This is a genomic window from Granulosicoccus antarcticus IMCC3135 (genome assembly GCF_002215215.1).
GTDB classification, from domain to species: domain Bacteria; phylum Pseudomonadota; class Gammaproteobacteria; order Granulosicoccales; family Granulosicoccaceae; genus Granulosicoccus; species Granulosicoccus antarcticus.
Window position 1 is genome coordinate 805,429 of sequence record NZ_CP018632.1, and the last position, 18,259, is coordinate 823,687.

General features: G+C 53.1%; 11 protein-coding genes. 7 read left to right on the top strand and 4 right to left on the bottom strand.

Annotated elements, in window-relative coordinates; all coding sequences use genetic code 11:
* The first annotated feature begins 23 nt into the window (after positions 1–23).
* The 3 genes from IMCC3135_RS03525 (at position 24) to fdhF (ending at position 5,626) form a co-directional block, all read left to right on the top strand.
* Positions 24–1,040, top strand: a complete 1,017-nt coding sequence (locus IMCC3135_RS03525) for a LysR family transcriptional regulator (RefSeq protein WP_169727402.1) — start codon at positions 24–26, stop codon at positions 1,038–1,040.
* Between the two features lie 92 nt (positions 1,041–1,132).
* On the top strand, positions 1,133–2,824 hold the full coding sequence (locus tag IMCC3135_RS03530) for an NAD(P)H-dependent oxidoreductase subunit E (protein WP_088916329.1): 1,692 nt from the start codon (positions 1,133–1,135) through the stop codon (positions 2,822–2,824).
* On the top strand, positions 2,825–5,626 hold the full coding sequence (gene fdhF / locus IMCC3135_RS03535) for a formate dehydrogenase subunit alpha (RefSeq protein ID WP_205737888.1): 2,802 nt from the start codon (positions 2,825–2,827) through the stop codon (positions 5,624–5,626).
* On the opposite strand, the gene IMCC3135_RS03540 is transcribed toward fdhF, so the two are convergent.
* Positions 5,627–6,169: a hydrolase gene (locus IMCC3135_RS03540; RefSeq protein ID WP_088921663.1), complete on the bottom strand. Its 543-nt coding sequence runs from the start codon at positions 6,167–6,169 to the stop codon at positions 5,627–5,629.
* Positions 6,170–6,289: 120 nt separating this feature from the next.
* Between IMCC3135_RS03540 and IMCC3135_RS03545 the strand changes: the two genes are divergently transcribed.
* The gene (locus IMCC3135_RS03545) at positions 6,290–7,966 is read left to right on the top strand and encodes a formate--tetrahydrofolate ligase (protein ID WP_088916330.1); all 1,677 of its coding nucleotides are present in this window, start codon (positions 6,290–6,292) and stop codon (positions 7,964–7,966) included.
* 149 nt (positions 7,967–8,115) lie between these two features.
* The gene (locus tag IMCC3135_RS03550; protein ID WP_169727403.1) at positions 8,116–9,285 is read left to right on the top strand and encodes a GAF domain-containing sensor histidine kinase; all 1,170 of its coding nucleotides are present in this window, start codon (positions 8,116–8,118) and stop codon (positions 9,283–9,285) included.
* A 114-nt stretch (positions 9,286–9,399) separates the two neighbouring features.
* Here the strand turns inward: IMCC3135_RS03550 and IMCC3135_RS03555 are convergent, their stop codons facing one another.
* Together IMCC3135_RS03555 and glgC are read right to left on the bottom strand one after the other, a co-directional pair.
* Complete coding sequence (locus IMCC3135_RS03555; RefSeq protein ID WP_088916332.1) at positions 9,400–10,962, bottom strand: AMP-binding protein; 1,563 nt, start codon at positions 10,960–10,962, stop codon at positions 9,400–9,402.
* Positions 10,963–11,036: 74 nt separating this feature from the next.
* The gene (gene glgC, locus IMCC3135_RS03560; protein WP_088916333.1) at positions 11,037–12,296 is read right to left on the bottom strand and encodes a glucose-1-phosphate adenylyltransferase; all 1,260 of its coding nucleotides are present in this window, start codon (positions 12,294–12,296) and stop codon (positions 11,037–11,039) included.
* A gap of 305 nt (positions 12,297–12,601) precedes the next feature.
* On the opposite strand from glgC, the gene IMCC3135_RS03565 reads away from it, so the two are divergent.
* Positions 12,602–13,852, top strand: coding sequence for an MFS transporter (locus IMCC3135_RS03565; protein WP_088916334.1), 1,251 nt, complete (start codon positions 12,602–12,604; stop codon positions 13,850–13,852).
* A 199-nt stretch (positions 13,853–14,051) separates the two neighbouring features.
* Positions 14,052–15,836 carry an SLC13 family permease gene (locus tag IMCC3135_RS03570; protein ID WP_088916335.1) on the top strand — a complete coding sequence of 595 codons (1,785 nt, stop codon included), beginning with the start codon at positions 14,052–14,054 and terminating at the stop codon, positions 15,834–15,836.
* A 35-nt stretch (positions 15,837–15,871) separates the two neighbouring features.
* Here the strand turns inward: IMCC3135_RS03570 and IMCC3135_RS03575 are convergent, their stop codons facing one another.
* A complete protein-coding gene (locus tag IMCC3135_RS03575) occupies positions 15,872–18,139 on the bottom strand; it encodes an arginine/lysine/ornithine decarboxylase (protein ID WP_088916336.1) in 2,268 nt (755 codons plus the stop codon).
* Positions 18,140–18,259: the final 120 nt, after the last annotated feature.

Genomic DNA, 18,259 nt, shown 5'->3' on the forward strand with positions numbered 1-18,259 from the left:
TCGTTTGCATGGGTTCGAGTAACATGCTTCGTTCTAATGGTCCATCCGGAAGATACTTTCGCCGTGAGCTGACGGGCTTTGAATGGTCCGGATATTCCTGGAATTTTCGTGGACATTCCTACACCACCCCGCAGAATCATCAGAATGCCATGGCAAATTATCCGGAAATTCGTGATCTCCAGTTATTGCTGGCGCTGTCGCAACGCAAGCATTTCACGCAGGCGGCGGCTGATTGCGGTATCTCACAGCCTGCGTTTTCCGCCAGAATTCGTCGTCTGGAGGAAGATCTGGGGGTTCCCATTGTTCGCAGAGGCAACAAGTTTCTGGGTTTCACCAAGGATGGCGAACGTGTTATCCAGTGGGCCAGTAAAATTCTTGCGGACGCAGAAGGTTTACGGCAGGACATGGCGATTTCTCGCGGCGCACTGCGCGGTAACCTGGTTTTGGGCGTTGTCCCGACGGCCCTCATTTATGCCTCTGAGATATCCACCCGTCTGAGAAACACTCACCCCGGGCTGTCCATCAGAATCGTGTCTCAAACTTCAGCGCAAATCGTTCGCGAGCTGACTGAGTACTCCGTCGATGCCGGCATCGTCTACCGGGCTTATATGGACAATACGGCGCTGCGCTTCGAGTCCATCTATGACGAAGAATATGTTCTGCTGGTGTCAGAAGAGCATGCGCCTCGCAAACGTGGCACCGCAAGCTGGGCCGAGGCGGCAACTTTACCCTTGTGTCTGCTTAGCAAAGACATGCACTTTCGGCAAATCGTGGATAGCGCATTCGCGCAGGCGGGAGTCACGCCGGAACCGATAATGGAAACCAACGCATTCACCGCAGCGCTGGCTCAGGTAGCCATTGGCTCTGCAGCGACCATTGCCCCGGCAAAATTGGCTAACAGCCTGCTGTTAAATCGTCATACCGTGGTTCTGCAGCTGGTTGAACCGACCGTGTCTCACCAGATCGGCATCGCCGTTCTGGACCATGAGTTGAGTCTGCCAGCGATCTCGGTACTGCATGATACGGTGCGTGATAACTAAAACAGATCGTGCTATCCATAAATACGATTTGTAATTATGATCAATTTGGCTTCAGATACACTCGATTGAAGGTTTAAGTACTGGAGTTGGAAATGTCAGTAGTCACCACTACGACAGGTGTCTGGAAGTCCGGAAAGGGCAAAGGTCGCCGAACACCGAAAGGCAGACAATTTGACGATACGGCACTGGCAGAAGTGCGTGCCTTGCTGGGTGATCGTGAGCGTCGCAGGGACTTGCTGATTGAACACCTGCACCTGATTCAGGATGCCTACGGTCATCTGGCCATTCGGCATCTGCGGGCACTGGCTGAAGAGATGCGCTTGTCGCAGGCTGAGGTCTACGAAGTGGCGACTTTCTATTCCCATTTTGACGTGATCAGAGAGGATGAAACACCCCCTCCAGCTTTGACCATTCGAGTCTGTGATTCTCTGGCGTGCGAGATGGCAGGTGCTCAGCAGCTGATGACACAGCTTAAACAAGGGCTTGATCCCGCTAGTGTCAGAGTGCTCAGAGCGCCGTGTATGGGCCGGTGTGATACGGCCCCGGTGCTGGAGATTGGTCATCACCATATCGATAATGCAACTCCACAAAAGGTTCAGGAGGCCATCCGGGACGATAATACTCACGCGCATATGCCTGACTACGAGGCTTATGCTGCTTATTGTAGTGATGGGGGCTATGCCAGGCTGAGCGCGCTGCGAGACGGTGAGCAGACGCCGGAGCAGGTGCAAGAGCAGATTCTGTCTTCTGGTTTGCGTGGATTGGGAGGGGCTGGTTTCCCTTCTGGCAAGAAATGGTCATTTGTCAGAGCTGAAAGTGGCCCTCGCTACCTGGCTGTCAATGGAGATGAGGGCGAGCCTGGCACCTTCAAGGACCGTTACTATCTGGAGCGCACGCCGCATTTGTTTCTGGAGGGCATGCTGATTGCCGCCTGGGCTGTTGAAGCAGACAAGTGTTTCATCTATATGCGAGACGAATACCCGGCCGTACTGCAAATCTTGAAAAACGAGATCGAAGCGCTAGAGGCACAGGGTGTTGTGTCAAAAGGCTACATCGATCTGCGTCGTGGGGCGGGTGCCTATATCTGTGGCGAGGAGAGCGCCATGATCGAATCCATTGAAGGCAAGCGCGGCATACCGCGGCACCGTCCACCTTTCGTTGCTCAAAAAGGGGTCTTTGACCGACCGACTCTAGTGCACAACATCGAGACCTTGTACTGGATCGCACGTATCTGTCGTGAAGGGCATGAAGTGTTGTCGTCGGTGGAAAAAAACGGGCGCACCGGGCTGCGTTCCTATTCCATGTCCGGGCGCATCAATAACCCGGGTGTTTACCTGTTACCGGCAGGCTCCACCATCACGGATCTGATAGAGGCCGCTGGTGGCATGCTGGAGGGGCATGAATTCAAGGCCTACCAGCCTGGTGGACCCTCTGCGGGGCTATTGCCAGCGAGCATCAATGATGTACCCATGGACTTTGATACCTTGCAGGTACATGGCACGTTCATCGGTTCGGCTGCCATCGTTATCTTGTCCAACAAGGACAGCGCCAAATCAGCCGCGTTGAATATGCTGAGATTTTTCGAGGATGAAAGTTGCGGGCAATGCACCCCCTGTCGAGTCGGCTGTGAAAAAGCGGTGAAGCTGATGGAAAAGGATAAATGGGATAAGCCATTGCTTGATGAGTTGTGTACGGTCATGGTTGATGCTTCCATCTGCGGACTGGGCCAGGCGGCACCCAATCCGATTCGCATGACCATGAAACACTTTGCGGATGAGGTATAGATGATGATTGATTCCAACAGCAAGGATACGGTCACTTTTCTGCTCGACGGCGTTGAAGTGACTGCCAAATGTGATGAGTCTCTCTGGGAAATTGCCAAACGCCAGGGCACTCTGATTCCGCATCTGTGCCACAAGGATGCGCTCGGTTATCGCGCTGATGGTAATTGCCGGGCCTGCATGGTCGAGATAGAAGGCGAGCGTGTGCTGGCGGCCTCGTGCATACGCACACCCAGTGAGGGCATGGTGGTCAACACACAAAGCCCACGGCCGGTATCTGCACGAAAAATGGTGATCGAGATCCTGATGGCTGACCAGCCTGAAAAATCGACGGCTCACGATCAGTCATCGCACTTCTGGGATATGGCGGCGATGCAGGACATCTCTGTCAGCCGTTTTCCGAGCATGGAGCAGCAGCGTGTGCCTCTTCTGGATGCATCCCACCTGGCCATGAGCGTTAACCTGGATGCCTGCATTCACTGCAACCTGTGCGTACGCGCCTGTCGCGAAGTGCAGGTCAATGATGTCATTGGCATGTCGGGTCGTGGACACGATGCCAAGATCACTTTCGACTTTGATGATCCGATGGGTAGCTCCACCTGCGTGGCTTGCGGAGAATGTGTGCAGGCCTGTCCGACGGGTGCGCTGATGCCGGCAACTCTGCTGGATGCGGTGGGTGTCGGCGACAGCAAGTCATTTGACCGAGAAGTAAAAAGCGTTTGTTCGTATTGTGGCGTGGGTTGTCAGTTGTCCTTCAAGGTCAAGGATGAAAAAATTGCCTGGGTCGACGGTATCGATGGTCCATCCAACGAAAGCAGGCTGTGTGTGAAAGGTCGTTTCGGGTTTGACTATATTGCTCACCCGCACCGACTGACCAAGCCACTTATCCGCCGTGATGATGCGCCGGCGAAAGGTTTGAATGTTGACCCGGCAAACCCTTTTACACATTTTCGGGAGGCCTCTTGGGAGGAGGCGCTCGATTTTGCCGCGAAGGGCATGTCCAGACTTCGCGACGATACCGGCAAGCGTGTGGCAGGCTTCGGCTCAGCCAAATGCTCCAACGAAGAGGCCTACCTGTTCCAGAAGCTGATTCGTCAGGGTTTCGGGCATAACAATGTTGATCACTGTACCCGACTGTGCCACGCATCATCGGTGGCGGCTTTGTTGGAAAACGTCGGTGGGGGTGGCGTTACAGCAACCTTCAATGAAATCGAAAATGCCGATGTTGCGATTGTGATCGGTGCCAACCCCACTGAGAATCATCCGGTGGCGGCAACCTACTTCAAGCAGTTTGCCAAACGTGGCGGCAAGTTGATCATCATGGATCCGCGTGGCCAGGGATTGAAGCGTCATTCCTCACACATGCTGCAATTCCGTCCGGGTACTGACGTGGCCATGCTGAACGCCATCATGCATGTCATCGTTGAAGAAGAGCTGTATGACAAACAGTATATAGCCGGCTTTACGGAAAACTGGGAAGCGATGAAAGAGCATCTGACAGGCTTTCCTCCCAGCAAGATGTCAGAGCTTTGTGGTATCGATGAGGCAACCTTGCGCGATGTTGCCCGCACATTTGCCGGTGCACGTGCGGGCATGATCTTCTGGGGCATGGGGGTATCGCAGCATATTCACGGGACTGATAATTCACGTTGCCTGATCTCATTGGCACTGATGACAGGACAAATAGGGCGTTCGGGCACAGGACTGCATCCACTACGCGGACAGAACAACGTGCAGGGAGCATCCGATGCGGGTCTGATCCCCATGTTCCTGCCTGATTATCAATCGGTCGCCGATGATGGGGTGCGTTCCGCATTCAATGAAATCTGGGGCGGCGACATCATTGATCGTGAGAAAGGCCTGACGGTGGTTGAGATCATGGATGCGATACATGCGGATGAAATTCGCGGTATGTACATTCTGGGTGAGAACCCCGCCATGTCTGACCCTGATGCCGATCATGCACGCGATGCACTGGCAAAGCTTGAGCATCTGGTTGTACAGGATATCTTCCTGACTGAAACGGCCAACTATGCGGATGTCATCCTGCCTTCCTCTGCCTGGCCTGAGAAGACCGGGACTGTGACCAACACTAACAGACAGGTGCAGATGGGCAGACCTGCGGTGGCACCGCCAGGGGAGGCCAAAGAGGATTGGTGGATCACCGTGGAGCTTGCCAGACGTCTGGGGCTTGACTGGAGCTACACACATCCGTCGCAAGTCTTTGCCGAGATGAAGCTGTCGATGAAATCCTTCGACAACATTACCTGGGAACGGCTTGAGAAAGAAGCGGTTACCTATCCATCGTTGTCACCTGAAGATCCCGGTCAACCTATCCTGTTCGCCGACGGTTATCCTCGCCCGGATGGTCGTGCCCGTTTCACCCCTGCGAACGTGACTGCACCAGCCGAGGTGCCTGATGAGCAGTACCCGATGATACTCACAACAGGACGTCAACTGGAGCACTGGCATACCGGATCAATGACACGCCGTGCGGCTGTGCTGGACTGGGCTGAACCTGAGGCCAATGCATCCATGCATCCCAAGACCTTGCGTCGCCTGGGTATTGAACCGGGTAGCATCATGAAGGTGGAAACACGACGCGGTGCCATCAATATCATGGCGCGTGCTGATCGGGCAGTGTCCGAGGACATGATCTTCGTCCCGTTTGCCTATGTTGAGGCCTCGGCCAATATTCTGACCAATCCGAAACTTGATCCCGTTGGAAAGATTCCAGAATTCAAGTTCGCGGCATGCCGAGTGTCTGCAACCAGCGCTGATAGAGCCGTAGAACCTGCTGCCTGACTATTTGATGAGTGGCAATAGGGACTTGAATGTAGGAGTCCCTGCCTTGCCCAGCCATTCGAAGACCACCATCTCGGTGGTCACGATCTGCGCGCCGCATGCACTCAATCGGGTGTAGGCGGCGAGTTCGCTTTCGATTGTGCGAGAGGCGGTGGCATCAGAGACGACAAACACCTCATAGTCCATCTCGATCAGGCTGGCGGCAGTCTGCAAAACGCAGACATGAGCTTCCATGCCAGCGATCACAGCCTGTTTGCGATTGAGGTTTGTAAAGCTCTCATTGAAGGCCGGGTCTTTCATGCAGGAGAAATGTATTTTCTCTATAACGGGGGCGTCGCCTGCGGCAGCGGCAATTTCCGGAGCCGTTGCTCCCAGGCCTTTCGGGTACTGCTCAGACAGCAGGGCGGGAACGTCGCAGGCTTGTGCCGCGGTCAGTAGCAGCTTTGCATTTTGCATTGTTCTGACCGATGCCTGCATGGCTGGAGCTAGTTGCTCCTGAATGTCGATCACCAGTAATACTGAGTCCTTGGCCTGAATAAGCATATACATCTCCTGAGGTCTGATTGGCGCGGTTGGCAAAGCGAAATGTTGACATCACGGATATTATAGATCCGATTAGCTGGGTTGCTGATAGAGCGCACAACGAACCGGAATAAAATCAAAATGGCAGTCAAGACCGATATACAGATCGCACGTGAGGCCAGTAAACTTTCAATTCAGGAAATTGGCAAGAAGGTAGGGATTGATGAAAAATCGCTAGTACCTTATGGCCATGACAAGGCCAAGGTGTCTGCTGAGTTCATCAAGCAGCAAGCAGGCAAGCCCGATGGCAAGCTGATTCTGGTTACGGCAATCAATCCGACACCTGCCGGGGAAGGCAAAACCACGACGACGGTTGGTCTGGGCGATGGGTTCAATGCGATTGGCAAGAAAGCCATGATCTGCATACGCGAAGCCTCATTGGGGCCGTGTTTTGGTATGAAAGGGGGCGCTGCCGGTGGTGGTTATGCACAGGTTGTTCCCATGGAAGACATGAATCTGCACTTCACCGGTGATTTTCATGCCATCACATCGGCACACAATCTGTTGTCAGCGATGATCGATAATCATATCTACTGGGGGAATGAGTTGCAGATCGATTCGCGTCGTGTTGTGTGGCGCAGAGTCATGGATATGAACGATAGAGCACTGCGACAAATTACTGCAAGTCTGGGTGGTGCGACCAACGGTTATCCCAGTGAATCGGGTTTTGATATTACAGTGGCCTCGGAAGTCATGGCCATTCTGTGTCTGGCCAATGATCTTGAGGACCTTGAGAAACGATTGGGTGACATCATCGTGGCCTATCGACGTGATAAAACTCCGGTCTACTGTCGAGATATCAAGGCCGATGGCGCAATGACGGTCCTGCTCAAGGATGCAATGCAGCCTAATCTGGTACAGACACTGGAGAACAATCCTGCCTTTGTTCACGGCGGACCCTTTGCCAATATCGCCCATGGTTGTAATTCAGTCATTGCAACCAGGACGGCGCTAAAACTGGCTGACTATGTCGTTACCGAAGCAGGTTTTGGAGCAGACCTGGGGGCTGAGAAATTCCTGAATATCAAATGTCGCAAGGCTGGTCTCGCACCTGCCGCCGTCGTTCTTGTGGCCACGGTTCGTGCCATGAAAATGAATGGGGGCGTTACCAAGGGTGAGCTTGATCAGGAAAATGTCGAAGCCGTGAAAAGTGGTTGCGCTAACCTGGGCAGGCATATGGAAAACATCAAGCAATTTGGTGTGCCGGTTATTGTTGCCATCAATCACTTCACACTTGATACGGAAGCGGAAATTGCGGCGGTGAAAGCGTATGTGTCTGAACATGGCTCAGAGGCGATCGTCTGTAAACACTGGGCTTCAGGATCGGCAGGCATCAAAGAGCTGGCGACGCGTGTTGTGGAGACTGTTGAGAAAGACGAGGCTCGATTTGAGCCGCTGTACCCGGACGAAATGTCGTTGATGCAGAAGATTGAAACCATCTGTACACGCATCTATCGTGCGGATGAGGTCGTCGCAGACAAGGCGATTCGGACTCAGCTGAAGGCCTGGGAGAAGGCAGGTTACGGACACCTGCCAATCTGCATTGCCAAGACCCAATACTCGTTCACTATCGATCCTGAAAGACGTGGTGCACCTGAGGGGCACAGCGTACCGATACGTGAAGTCAGGTTGTCGGCGGGGGCCGGCTTCATCGTGGCCATCTGTGGTGCGATCATGACGATGCCAGGGCTTCCCCGAGTCCCATCAGCAGAAGTCATACGGCTGGATTCCGAGGGCCAGATCGAAGGCTTGTTCTAGAGACTTTTTATCTGGCGGCAGTGCCCGGTACATGGGGTGGATACGCCTCGTTGTTTGTGTAACGTAAATGGCATGTTTGTCGCATGACCGGGTTTATAGGCTCGCAATAACAAGGAATGCCTGTATCGGCTGCGTTGGAAATCAAGTTTATGGCTCAATTTACGCTAGAAGAACTGAATCTCGTCGATTCGGAAGGGGAGCCCACTTTCGACAATCTGACCAAGCTGGCGACAATGATTCTGGAAGTGCCTGTCTCTCTGCTCTCCTTTGTTCAGTTTGAAAAAGATCGGCAATACTTCAAGAGCCACTGTGGTCTGGATCTGCAGCTGACGCCTTTATCGCACTCGTTCTGTCGTATTGTTGTTGAAACGGGTGAATCATTGGTTGTTGAAGATGCCAGAATCAACCCCTTGGTCAAGGACAATCCTGCCATTGGTGAGTTGGGCGTTATCGCTTATCTGGGTTTTCCGGTGTTCATGCCGGACGGGGAACCGGTCGCCTCGTTTTGTGTAATTGATACACAGCCTCGCAAATGGAGCGAGGAGGACAAGCAGAAAGTGCAGAGCCTGGCAGCTTGCGCCTCTGACTCTGTCAGGTTGAAGTACGAGATAAAGCACGTAGAGATGATGCGTCAGGAGCAAAGAATCTTTGCCAATGCCATCGCTCATGACATGGCAGCACCATTGAATACCGTCAGTTATGTGCTCAATGAAATTCTGGATGAGTATGGCAACGTCATCGATGACGGTTTCAAGACATTAATCAACTTGACGCATAGTACGGTGGACCGAGCACGGCAAATGGTCGGGGATGTAATGGCATATAGCCAATTCATTAATCATGAATTTACTCCCGAAGCTATTGATCTGAATGAGCTGATGCAGGAGACGATGAATACCCTGCGAGGCGATATCGAACAGCTGCAGGCAGAAATCATTGCCGAGCCCTTGCCCACGATTCCGGGCAGTCGATTACAGCTGGCCATGTTGTTTCAGAATCTTGTCAGTAATGCCCTGAAATTCCACAATCCAGAAACGATTAACAAAGTACATGTCAGCGCCATTGACAAGGGCAAGTATGTGGAAATCTGCTTTGCCGACAACGGTATCGGTATTTCATCGAAATACCAGGAAAGAATATTCAAACTTTTCGAACGCCTGCATTCTACTGAAGAATACGCAGGTTCAGGCGTCGGTCTGGCATTGGTTCAGCGAGTAGCTCAGAACCACCAGGGTACCGTTAGTGTGGTATCCGACGGTGAGAATGGCACCGCATTTACGGTGAGGTTGCCAGCCCAATCCGGGGGCGTATCCAGTTAGTGGTGCTTGTCAAACCAGCTCCACTGGCCTGAATGGCCAATGGAACTGATGTTACAGGTCGTGAATCACGCCAATGAATTTGTTTGCCAAACCACTGGACCGAACACTCAGGGATTAGCTGTTTCTGAGAAACCTGCGCAGGATCTTGCCGCTGGCAGACTTGGGAATGCTGTCGATGAATTCAACTTCATGAATTTGCTTGTACGTTGCGACATGCGGCTTGACGAAGTTTCGGATGTCGTCGGCACTGGTTTGCGGCTCGCCGCCATCAGCGGCACTCTTGAGTACCACGAAAGCCTTGGGTAGCTCACCCGCTTCTTCGTCTGGTATGCCGATTACCGCGACATCTGTCACATCGGGGTGAGTGACGATAATGGCTTCAAGTTCGGCTGGAGCTACTTGAAATCCTTTGTATTTGATCAGCTCCTTGACTCGATCGACAATGCTCATATAGCCATCTGCATCGATCCGGCCGACGTCACCTGTACGTAACCAGCCATTCTCGTCGATCGTTTCCCGTGTGGCCTCCTCATTATTGAGATAGCCGAGCATGACCTGTGGGCCCTTGACCCAGAGCTCGCCTTCTTCATCAATCCCCAGGTCCTGACCATCTTCGCCGACAATCCGGGATAAGGTGTTGGAAACCGTAACGCCACTGGAGCCGGGACGGCTGTCGTAACCCGGTGTGATATGGCTGACAGGGCTGATTTCAGTCATGCCGTAGGCCTGTACCACTGGGCAACCCACACGCTGCGAAGCGGTTTCAGCCAGTTCGCCGCCCAGAGGGGCAGCGCCAGAGAAGATCTTGCGCAGACTGCTGATATCGTACTTCTCCAGAAGCGGTGTTTTTGCCAGGCCCAGAATAATGGGCGGTACGGCAAAATATTGGGTAATGCGATGCTTCTGGATCAGTTGCAGTGTTTGCTCCATATCAAATCGTGGCATGGTCACGATAGTTGCACCGGCAGTCAACAGACTTCCCATCAATACCTGCATTCCATAGATATGGAAAAAGGGTAGAACTGCAAGCCCTGCCTCGTCCGTGTCATATTGCACTGCAGCATTAATCTGAACAATATTAGCGACCAGATTGAAGTGACTGAGCATGACGCCTTTAGGCATACCGGTGGTGCCTGACGAATAGGGCAACACGACTGGGTGTTGCCGAACATCGACACTCACCTGTTCGATCTCTTCGCCCATTAGCTGGTCAATGTAGCGCAGCTTCTCCTGTTCTTGCATGCAAATCAGTTCTTTGCATGGGCTGCCTTTCGACGCTTCAGTGGCCACAGGCAGGCAGCTGATATCTGATATCAACAGGCAGGCATTTGAATTTTCGAGTTGCTTCGTTATCTCCTCAGCCGCATAGGCTGGATTGATGGTGGTCACGGTTCCACCACAGACGGCGATTGCATGAAAGACAACCGCGTAGTCCGGGCAGTTGGGGGCGATCAGACCCACTACATCACCGGGCTTGAGGCCCATTGACTGGAGTCCACCGGCTAGTTGGTGAATTTTGCTACGCAATTGTTCAAAGGTGTAAGCCTTGCCGCTGGGTCCATCGATGATGGCATCTCGATCGGGTACTCGTGATGCCTGTTGCAACACAAATTCGGTGATGGAAACCTCAGGAATGCTTACAGCTGGCAAGGGGCTGGCAAAAATATGTGACGTCATGGCTATTCAAGTTGGTTTTGATGACGTTACGTTAGCAGTCTTTTGCCATTCTCACAAACACTCTGAACCTTCTGTTAGAGCTGTACATCCTTGGGCACAACCACAATTCCATTAGGGGAGATGGAGAATCTTGCGGCGTCATCTTCTGCATCGTAGCCAATCCGTATCCCGGCCGGAATTCGAACATCCTTGTCAACGATGCAGCGGCGCAGTCTGGCACCGGCACCGACGTGAACATTGTCGAACAGAATGCTTGACTCGATTTGCGCTCCATCTTCGATCTTGACACGGGCAGACAGGATTGAATTGATAACTGTGCCTCCAGACACGATGGAACCGTTGCCGAGCATCGAATTCTCGATCGTACCGCGCGACGTTTCGTTGCCAGAAGTTACCCGTGCAGGAGGGTGTTGCCCCTGGTAGGTTCGGATAGGCCAGCTGTCCTGGTACAGATCCAATGGTGGATTGCTTGCCAGCAAATCCATATTGACGTCGAAATAGGAATCCACAGTGCCCACATCGCGCCAGTACCTGTCGGGCGTCACCCGGCCCTCATCACCACCAAACTGATAGCCCACGACCCGGCGTGAACGAATCAGCTCGGGCAGCAGGTCATGACCGAAATCATGTGAGGATTTGCTATTGGCATGGTCCTGGTTGAGTGCTTCACGCAGCACATCAGTATTGAATACATAGATTCCCATGGATGCCATTGCGACCTGGGAGTCACCCGGCAGCGTCGTCGGGTGGCTGGGCTTCTCTTCGAATGCTGTCACTCGATCACCTTCATCGACGCTCATGATGCCAAAGCCGGTAGCCTCCTTGACCGGCACGCGCATACAGGCGACTGAAAGGTCCGCATCCAGTTCTGCATGACGACGCAAAATGGCGGCATAGTCCATACGATAGATGTGATCGCCCGAGAGTATCAAAACGCGTTTTGCGCCACTGCGCTCCAGCAGATAGAGGTTCTGGAACAAGGCATCGGCCGTGCCTGAGTACCAGGATTCTCCGGTGCGCATCTGCGGTGGAACGGCGGTGACGTACTCGCCCATTTCAGGGTTGTAGATGGACCAGGCGTCGCGCAGATGCTTTTGCAGAGAGTGCGACTTGTACTGTGTCAGTACCAATACACGCCGGATTCCGGAGTGCAGGCAATTACTCAGGGGGAAGTCGATAATCCGGTACTTGCCCCCGAAAGGCACGCTGGGTTTTGCGCGATCGGCGGTCAGAGGATGCAGGCGAGAACCCTGACCTCCGGCCAGTAAAAAGCAAATCGTATCTTCGCTGCAAATATTCAATTTAGCTTGACCACCGTAAGTTGATTCACTCATAGCAAAAGCCTTCATTGACTCCGAGACTAACACCATCAGAGGCAAGTGCTTTAGTGATCAATCGTCGTTAGACATGTGATGGAAAGTATTTTCTGATGGCTGAAGAATGAAAATATCCAGTGTATTTGAGCGGGCGATGGGCAACATATCGCTTGTCTACAGACCTGCAAGTCCGGCAAACTCCGACTCTGAAAAAACGCAGCAAATTGCCTTGTGATTACGCGTCGATTCCGTTTCATAACCACTTGTCAAACCGCGTCGATCCAAATCGACATCCGCCACCTCACACCGACCTGAATCTGACTATGAACCGTCTCTCGGCCTGGACTCCTGAGCAGCGTCTCACTCTGTATTTCATGATGATGTACGGCTCAATCGGTTTGACAGGGCCCTTCTTCTCGCCCTGGTTACACCATTTGGGCGTCAGTGCTCAGATGACAGGATTGATCGTGGCTCTGCCATCGGCAGCCATGGTCGTTGCTGCTGTCTATCTGGGCAGTATCTCGGATCGTTTGTCTGATTGGCGCGTAGCCATCATTGCCTTTGACTGGGTAATACTCGTGCTCTTTTGCTGGATTGTGTTTCGACACGATGTCATCGACATCATCGTTGTCTGGACGCTGACGGGTCTGTTGATTGCCGTCAAGATTCCCATACTAGATGGTGCGACCTTGAGCCTGACTCGCAAGCGCGGTTCCCAGTACTCAAGAATTCGTGCGTTGGGTTCGGTAGGTTTCGTGATTGCCTTGCTGACGGGTGGTTTCGTATTCAATGTAGCGGGGCTGGATTGGTTTGTACCGGCTCTGGTAGTTGGGGCTCTGGTACGTGCGATTTGCTCGAGCATGTTGCCCAGGTTCAGAGAGCCATCAAGCGATACCACTATGCAGATCAGTGAGAAGCTTGCGGCGCCGGCCGACAACCTGGGTGCACCGGCGGGTAATCTGGCCATGTCCACCAACAGTCTGACAGCACCCTCTCTGCAGGGCGGGCTGAAACATAAAGGTTTTATCATGGTAATTGCAGGCTCGGCACTAATCAGTGGTTCGCATGCCTTCTTCAGCGCTTTTGCCATGTTGCACTGGATCGAGTCAGGTATCAGTACGCTGGTCAGTTCGCTGCTGTGGTGTTTCGCCGTGGTCATGGAGATAGCCTTGATGTGGTGCTTTACTGATGTTGCCAAGCGCTTGTCTTCGCGGCACTGCATGCTCGCCGCCGGTGCCATGGGTATCGTGCGCTGGAGCCTGTCAACCACGGATCAACCAGTGCCTGTTCTGTTTCTTCTACAGGGATTGCATGCACTGACGTTTGGCCTGCTGTTCATCGCAACGGTGACTTTCATTGCTCGTCGTGTGGACGACTCCATGGCAGCGCGTGCCCAGTCATTGTTTGCAACCTTCTCCACCGCCGCTCTGGCGATTGCAGTACTGATTTCTGGCACACTCTACAAATATGCAGGCGTGCAGGGCTACTGGCTCATGACGGGTATGTGTGTGTTCGGCATAGTACTGATCATGGCCAGCTATACCACTCGGCTTGATGACGATTTTCCGATGTAACCTACGTTGCCGACAAACTTTCCGGATTCACGACTGAAGCGTTTGATACTGTCGCTCTTGTCTGGCCCCTCCCACTCCAAAATATTCAATCTGAAAAGAGCGACTTGAACACCATCTCTTTCGACATACCAACTATCTGTAGTAGCCTGGTGCCGACAACAGAGTCAAACCTGCTGTCTGTCTGTGGATCCTTGCTGCAATGATCAATGCATGGCTTGAGCAACATGCGGCAGTGATCAGCCTTGTCATCCTGTTCATGATGCTGTTGGGCTTTTCCAGAGACAGGGCGCCACCCTCTGCCATCGCAGTTATCGGTGCAGCAGCGTTCATGTTGCTGGGCTATGTTGGTGAAAAGGATGCGTTGTCAGTCTTCTCTAACGGTGCCGTGATTGCGATAGCCTCAATGTTGATTCTCACCGCGGCTCTGGTCAGGACGGGAGTTCTGGAAGCGCTTGCCAGCAGAGTACTGGCGGTAGCAAAAATGAACCCGACAGTAGCGATCATCATGCTCTTGCTGATCGCGGTCATCTCCTCAGCGTTTGTCAACAGTACGCCGGTGGTTGTCATACTCATTCCATTAATGGTCAGCCTGGCGGCATCCATCAAGATCAGCTCGAAGCGCTTGCTGATTCCTCTGTCCTATATGGCCATCCTGGGCGGCACCTGCACCTTGATAGGAACCTCTACCAACCTTGTTGTCAACAGTATTGCCAAGAGTCTGGGGCATCCGGGGTTCGGCATTTTTGATATCACCGTAGTGGGTGTTTTCGTGGCGGTGGTAGGGGGAGTTTCACTATTGTTGATGAGCCGCTTTTTGTTACCGAAGAGCGCTCCGGGTTCGGATCAGCAGACTCCGACCCAGGCAAATATCATCACTGAAGTGCGTGTGTGTGAAAAATTCAGTGGACTGGGCGAGCCTTATGACGATGTGACGGTGCTCAAACCCCGCGGCATCAACGTTCTCGGTCTGTTTCGTTCTGGTGCCAGAATCGCCAGAGATAACAAGTCGCAGGTGAGCGCCAAGGATCACTGGATACTGCGCACCACTGCCAGCGAACTGGCGACTCTGGTGGCGCGCAAGAATCTGGATTTGGGCGTACGTGTGCGAAGCCGGCCTGCTCGTGACAGTGAGTTGCAGATTGAACGCTTTACGGTGTTAAGTGAGAGCCGTATTGTGGGTCGTCGGTTATCGGAAGCACATTTTCTGTCGCGCTTTCCGGTGTCCATCATTGGCGTGCGTCGCAATCGCAATCTGGCAGGCCCCGACCTGAACTCTCTGGTTGTGCATGCTGGCGATCAGCTATGGGTTGAAGGTAGTACCGTATCACTGCAAGGGGTGGCCCGCGATCCGTTTCTGGCTCAGTCATCCCGACCTGTGGAAAAACCGTTTCTGCGCGAGCGCGCAACCATAGCGCTGGCGACTCTGCTGGCAGTTATTACTGCATCGGCTTTTTCCTGGGCTAGTTTACCGGTTGCGGCAATCATTGGTATCGGTGTCCTGTTGGCAGTCAAGAGCCTGGAATCCTCAGACGCGTGGGCGGCTCTGAATGCCGAGGTGCTGATTCTCATCTATGGAATGCTGATCGTTGGTCTTGGACTGCAGAATACGGGTGCAGTCGATTTGATCATCACGCTCATCATGCCGTGGATGCAGATTGCATCCCCCTTTGTTGTCTTGCTGATCATCTATTCTCTGACATCACTGCTGACTGAAATGGTGACAAACAATGCGGTCGCTGTTGTCATGACACCACTTGCCATCAAGCTCGGTGAGCAACTGGGTACAGACCCCACGGCATTGATCGTTGCCGTCATGTTCGGTGCCAGTGCAAGCTTTGCAACGCCCGTGGGGTATCAGACCAATACCCTGGTGCATGTCGCCGGTAATTACCGGTTTGTGGAATTCCTGAAAATCGGTGTGCCCATGAATGTGATCGTTGGAATAGCCAGCTGTCTGGCTATCAACGTCTGGTTTGGTGCGTAGTCAGGAGCGCTCCAGGAGCGCTCCGTACGGGTTGATTACTGTTGACTGGCCTCCACCACTGATTGGAAGACGCAGTCGATAAAGTACTCGGTCTTGCCGTCGATCTCCTCAACCACGATTCCGTGTACGTCTGTGTCAAAGCCGGGAAAGTGGGTGTTGAAGGAGCGAGCAAATTGTAAGTATTCCACGATAGCCTTGTTGAACCGTTCACCCGGAATCAGCAGAGGAATGCCGGGAGGGTAGGGGGTCACCAGCATGGTTGTAACCCGACCTTCCAGCTCATCAATGGGGACACGATCCACCTCGTCATGCGCCAGACATTCAAAGGCATCGCTGGGTCGCATCACCGGTTCCATCGTGGACAGGTACATCTCGGTGGTGACACGCGAAATATCATGGTGACGGTATTGCTCATGAATCTGTTGTGCCAGATCCTGCAGGCCGACACGTTCATATCGCGGATTAGCGGCTACGAATTCAGGCATGACCTTCCAGAGTAGGCGGTTACTGTCGTAGTCATCCTTGAACTGCTGCAGTTCGGTGATCAGCGTATTCCACCGACCCTTGGTGATGCCGATCGTGAACATGACGAAGAAAGAATAGAGTCCGGTTTTCTCGACAACCACGCCGTGCTCGGCAAGGTAGCGTGTCACGATGGCGGCGGGTATGCCGCTTTTCTGAAACTTGCCATTGATATCCAGACCCGGGGTTACCAGAGTGGCCTTGATAGGGTCGAGCATATTGAAACCGGCAGCCAGCTTGCCGAAGCCGTGCCAGCGATCATTGCTGCGCAAAATCCAGTCCTTGCGATCATTGATGCCGTCGTCACCCAGATTCTTGGGGCCCCAGACACTGAACCACCAGGACTCCTTGTAGTCGGATCCAACCCGGCGCATGGCACGCCTGAATTCCAGAGCCTCGACGATCGACTCTTGTACCAGTGCCGTGCCGCCTGGAGCTTCCATCATGGCTGCAGACACATCACAGCTGGCAATGATGGCGTATTGCGGACTGGTGGAGGTGTGCATGAGATAGGATTCATTGAAGCGCGAGGTGTCAAACTTGCGGTTCTTCGAGTCTTGTACCAGTATTTGCGATGCCTGTGACAGACCTGCCAGCAGTTTATGAGTTGATTGTGTCGAGTACACGATGGCGTTTTCGCTGCGTGGTCGATCCTCTGCAATAGCGTGGTAGTCATGATAGAAATCATGGAACACGGCATGCGGTAACCAGGCCTCATCGAAGTGCAGATTATCGACCTGGTCTCCCATCACTTTCTTGATCATTTCGACGTTGTAGATGACGCCGTCATAGGTGGATTGAGTGATGGTCAGAATGCGGGGTCTTTTGGTTTTGTCCTTGACCAGTGGATGAGCATCAATCTTGGCCTGGATGCTTTTCTGTTCGAACTCTTCGCGCGGTATGGGCCCTATGATGCCCAGGTGATTGCGCGTCGGTTGCAGAAAAATGGGCACGGTGCCGGTCATGATGATGGCGTGCAGAATCGACTTGTGGCAATTGCGATCCACCAGCACCACATCGTCCGTACCGACATTCGAATGCCAGACAATCTTGTTGGATGTGGAAGTGCCGTTGGTGACGAAAAACAGATGATCCGCCTCAAAGATTCGCGCTGCGTTTTTCTCGGAGGCTGCCACCGGGCCGGTGTGATCCAGCAATTGCCCAAGTTCCTCCACAGAGCTGCAGACATCGGCACGTAACATGTTTTCGCCGAAGAACTGATGAAACATCTGTCCGACAGGTGCTTTCAGAAAGGCGACACCACCAGAGTGGCCCGGGCAGTGCCAGGAATAGGACCCATCATTGGCGTAGTCGAGTAAGGCCTTGAAGAAGGGCGGGGCCAGTGACGACAGATAGGCATTGGCCTCTCGAATGATATAGCGAGCAACGAACTCCGGTGTGTCCTCGAACATATGTATGAAGCCGTGCAATTCCTTGAGAACATCGCTGGGAATATGGCGTGAGGTGCGGGTTTCTCCAAATAGAAAAATGGGAATGTCGCTGTTACGCCGCCGCGTTTCCTGAATGAATGCGCGTAGTTCCTGAATGACAGGGTTCTCGTCAGAGTGTTCGCTGATTTCCTCATCATCAATGGACAAGATGAAGGCTGAAGCTCTTGCGGCCTGGTTAGCCACCCTGGCCACATCAAGGTAGGTGAAGCCCCCGACCACTTCCATACCTTGGTCCTCCAGTGCTTTACCAAGAGCACGGATACCTAGTCCACTGGCGGATTCTGCACGCCAGTCCTCGTCGATGATCACAACCGGAAAGCGAAATTTCATGACTAAACTCTCGAAGATGAGAAAAAGAACGCCGCTGTTGCATTGCTGGCGTCACAGTCGCGGATTATGCCCTTGTGTCAATTTATTTGGGGTTTTCTCGGTATTCAGCTTACCTGCATG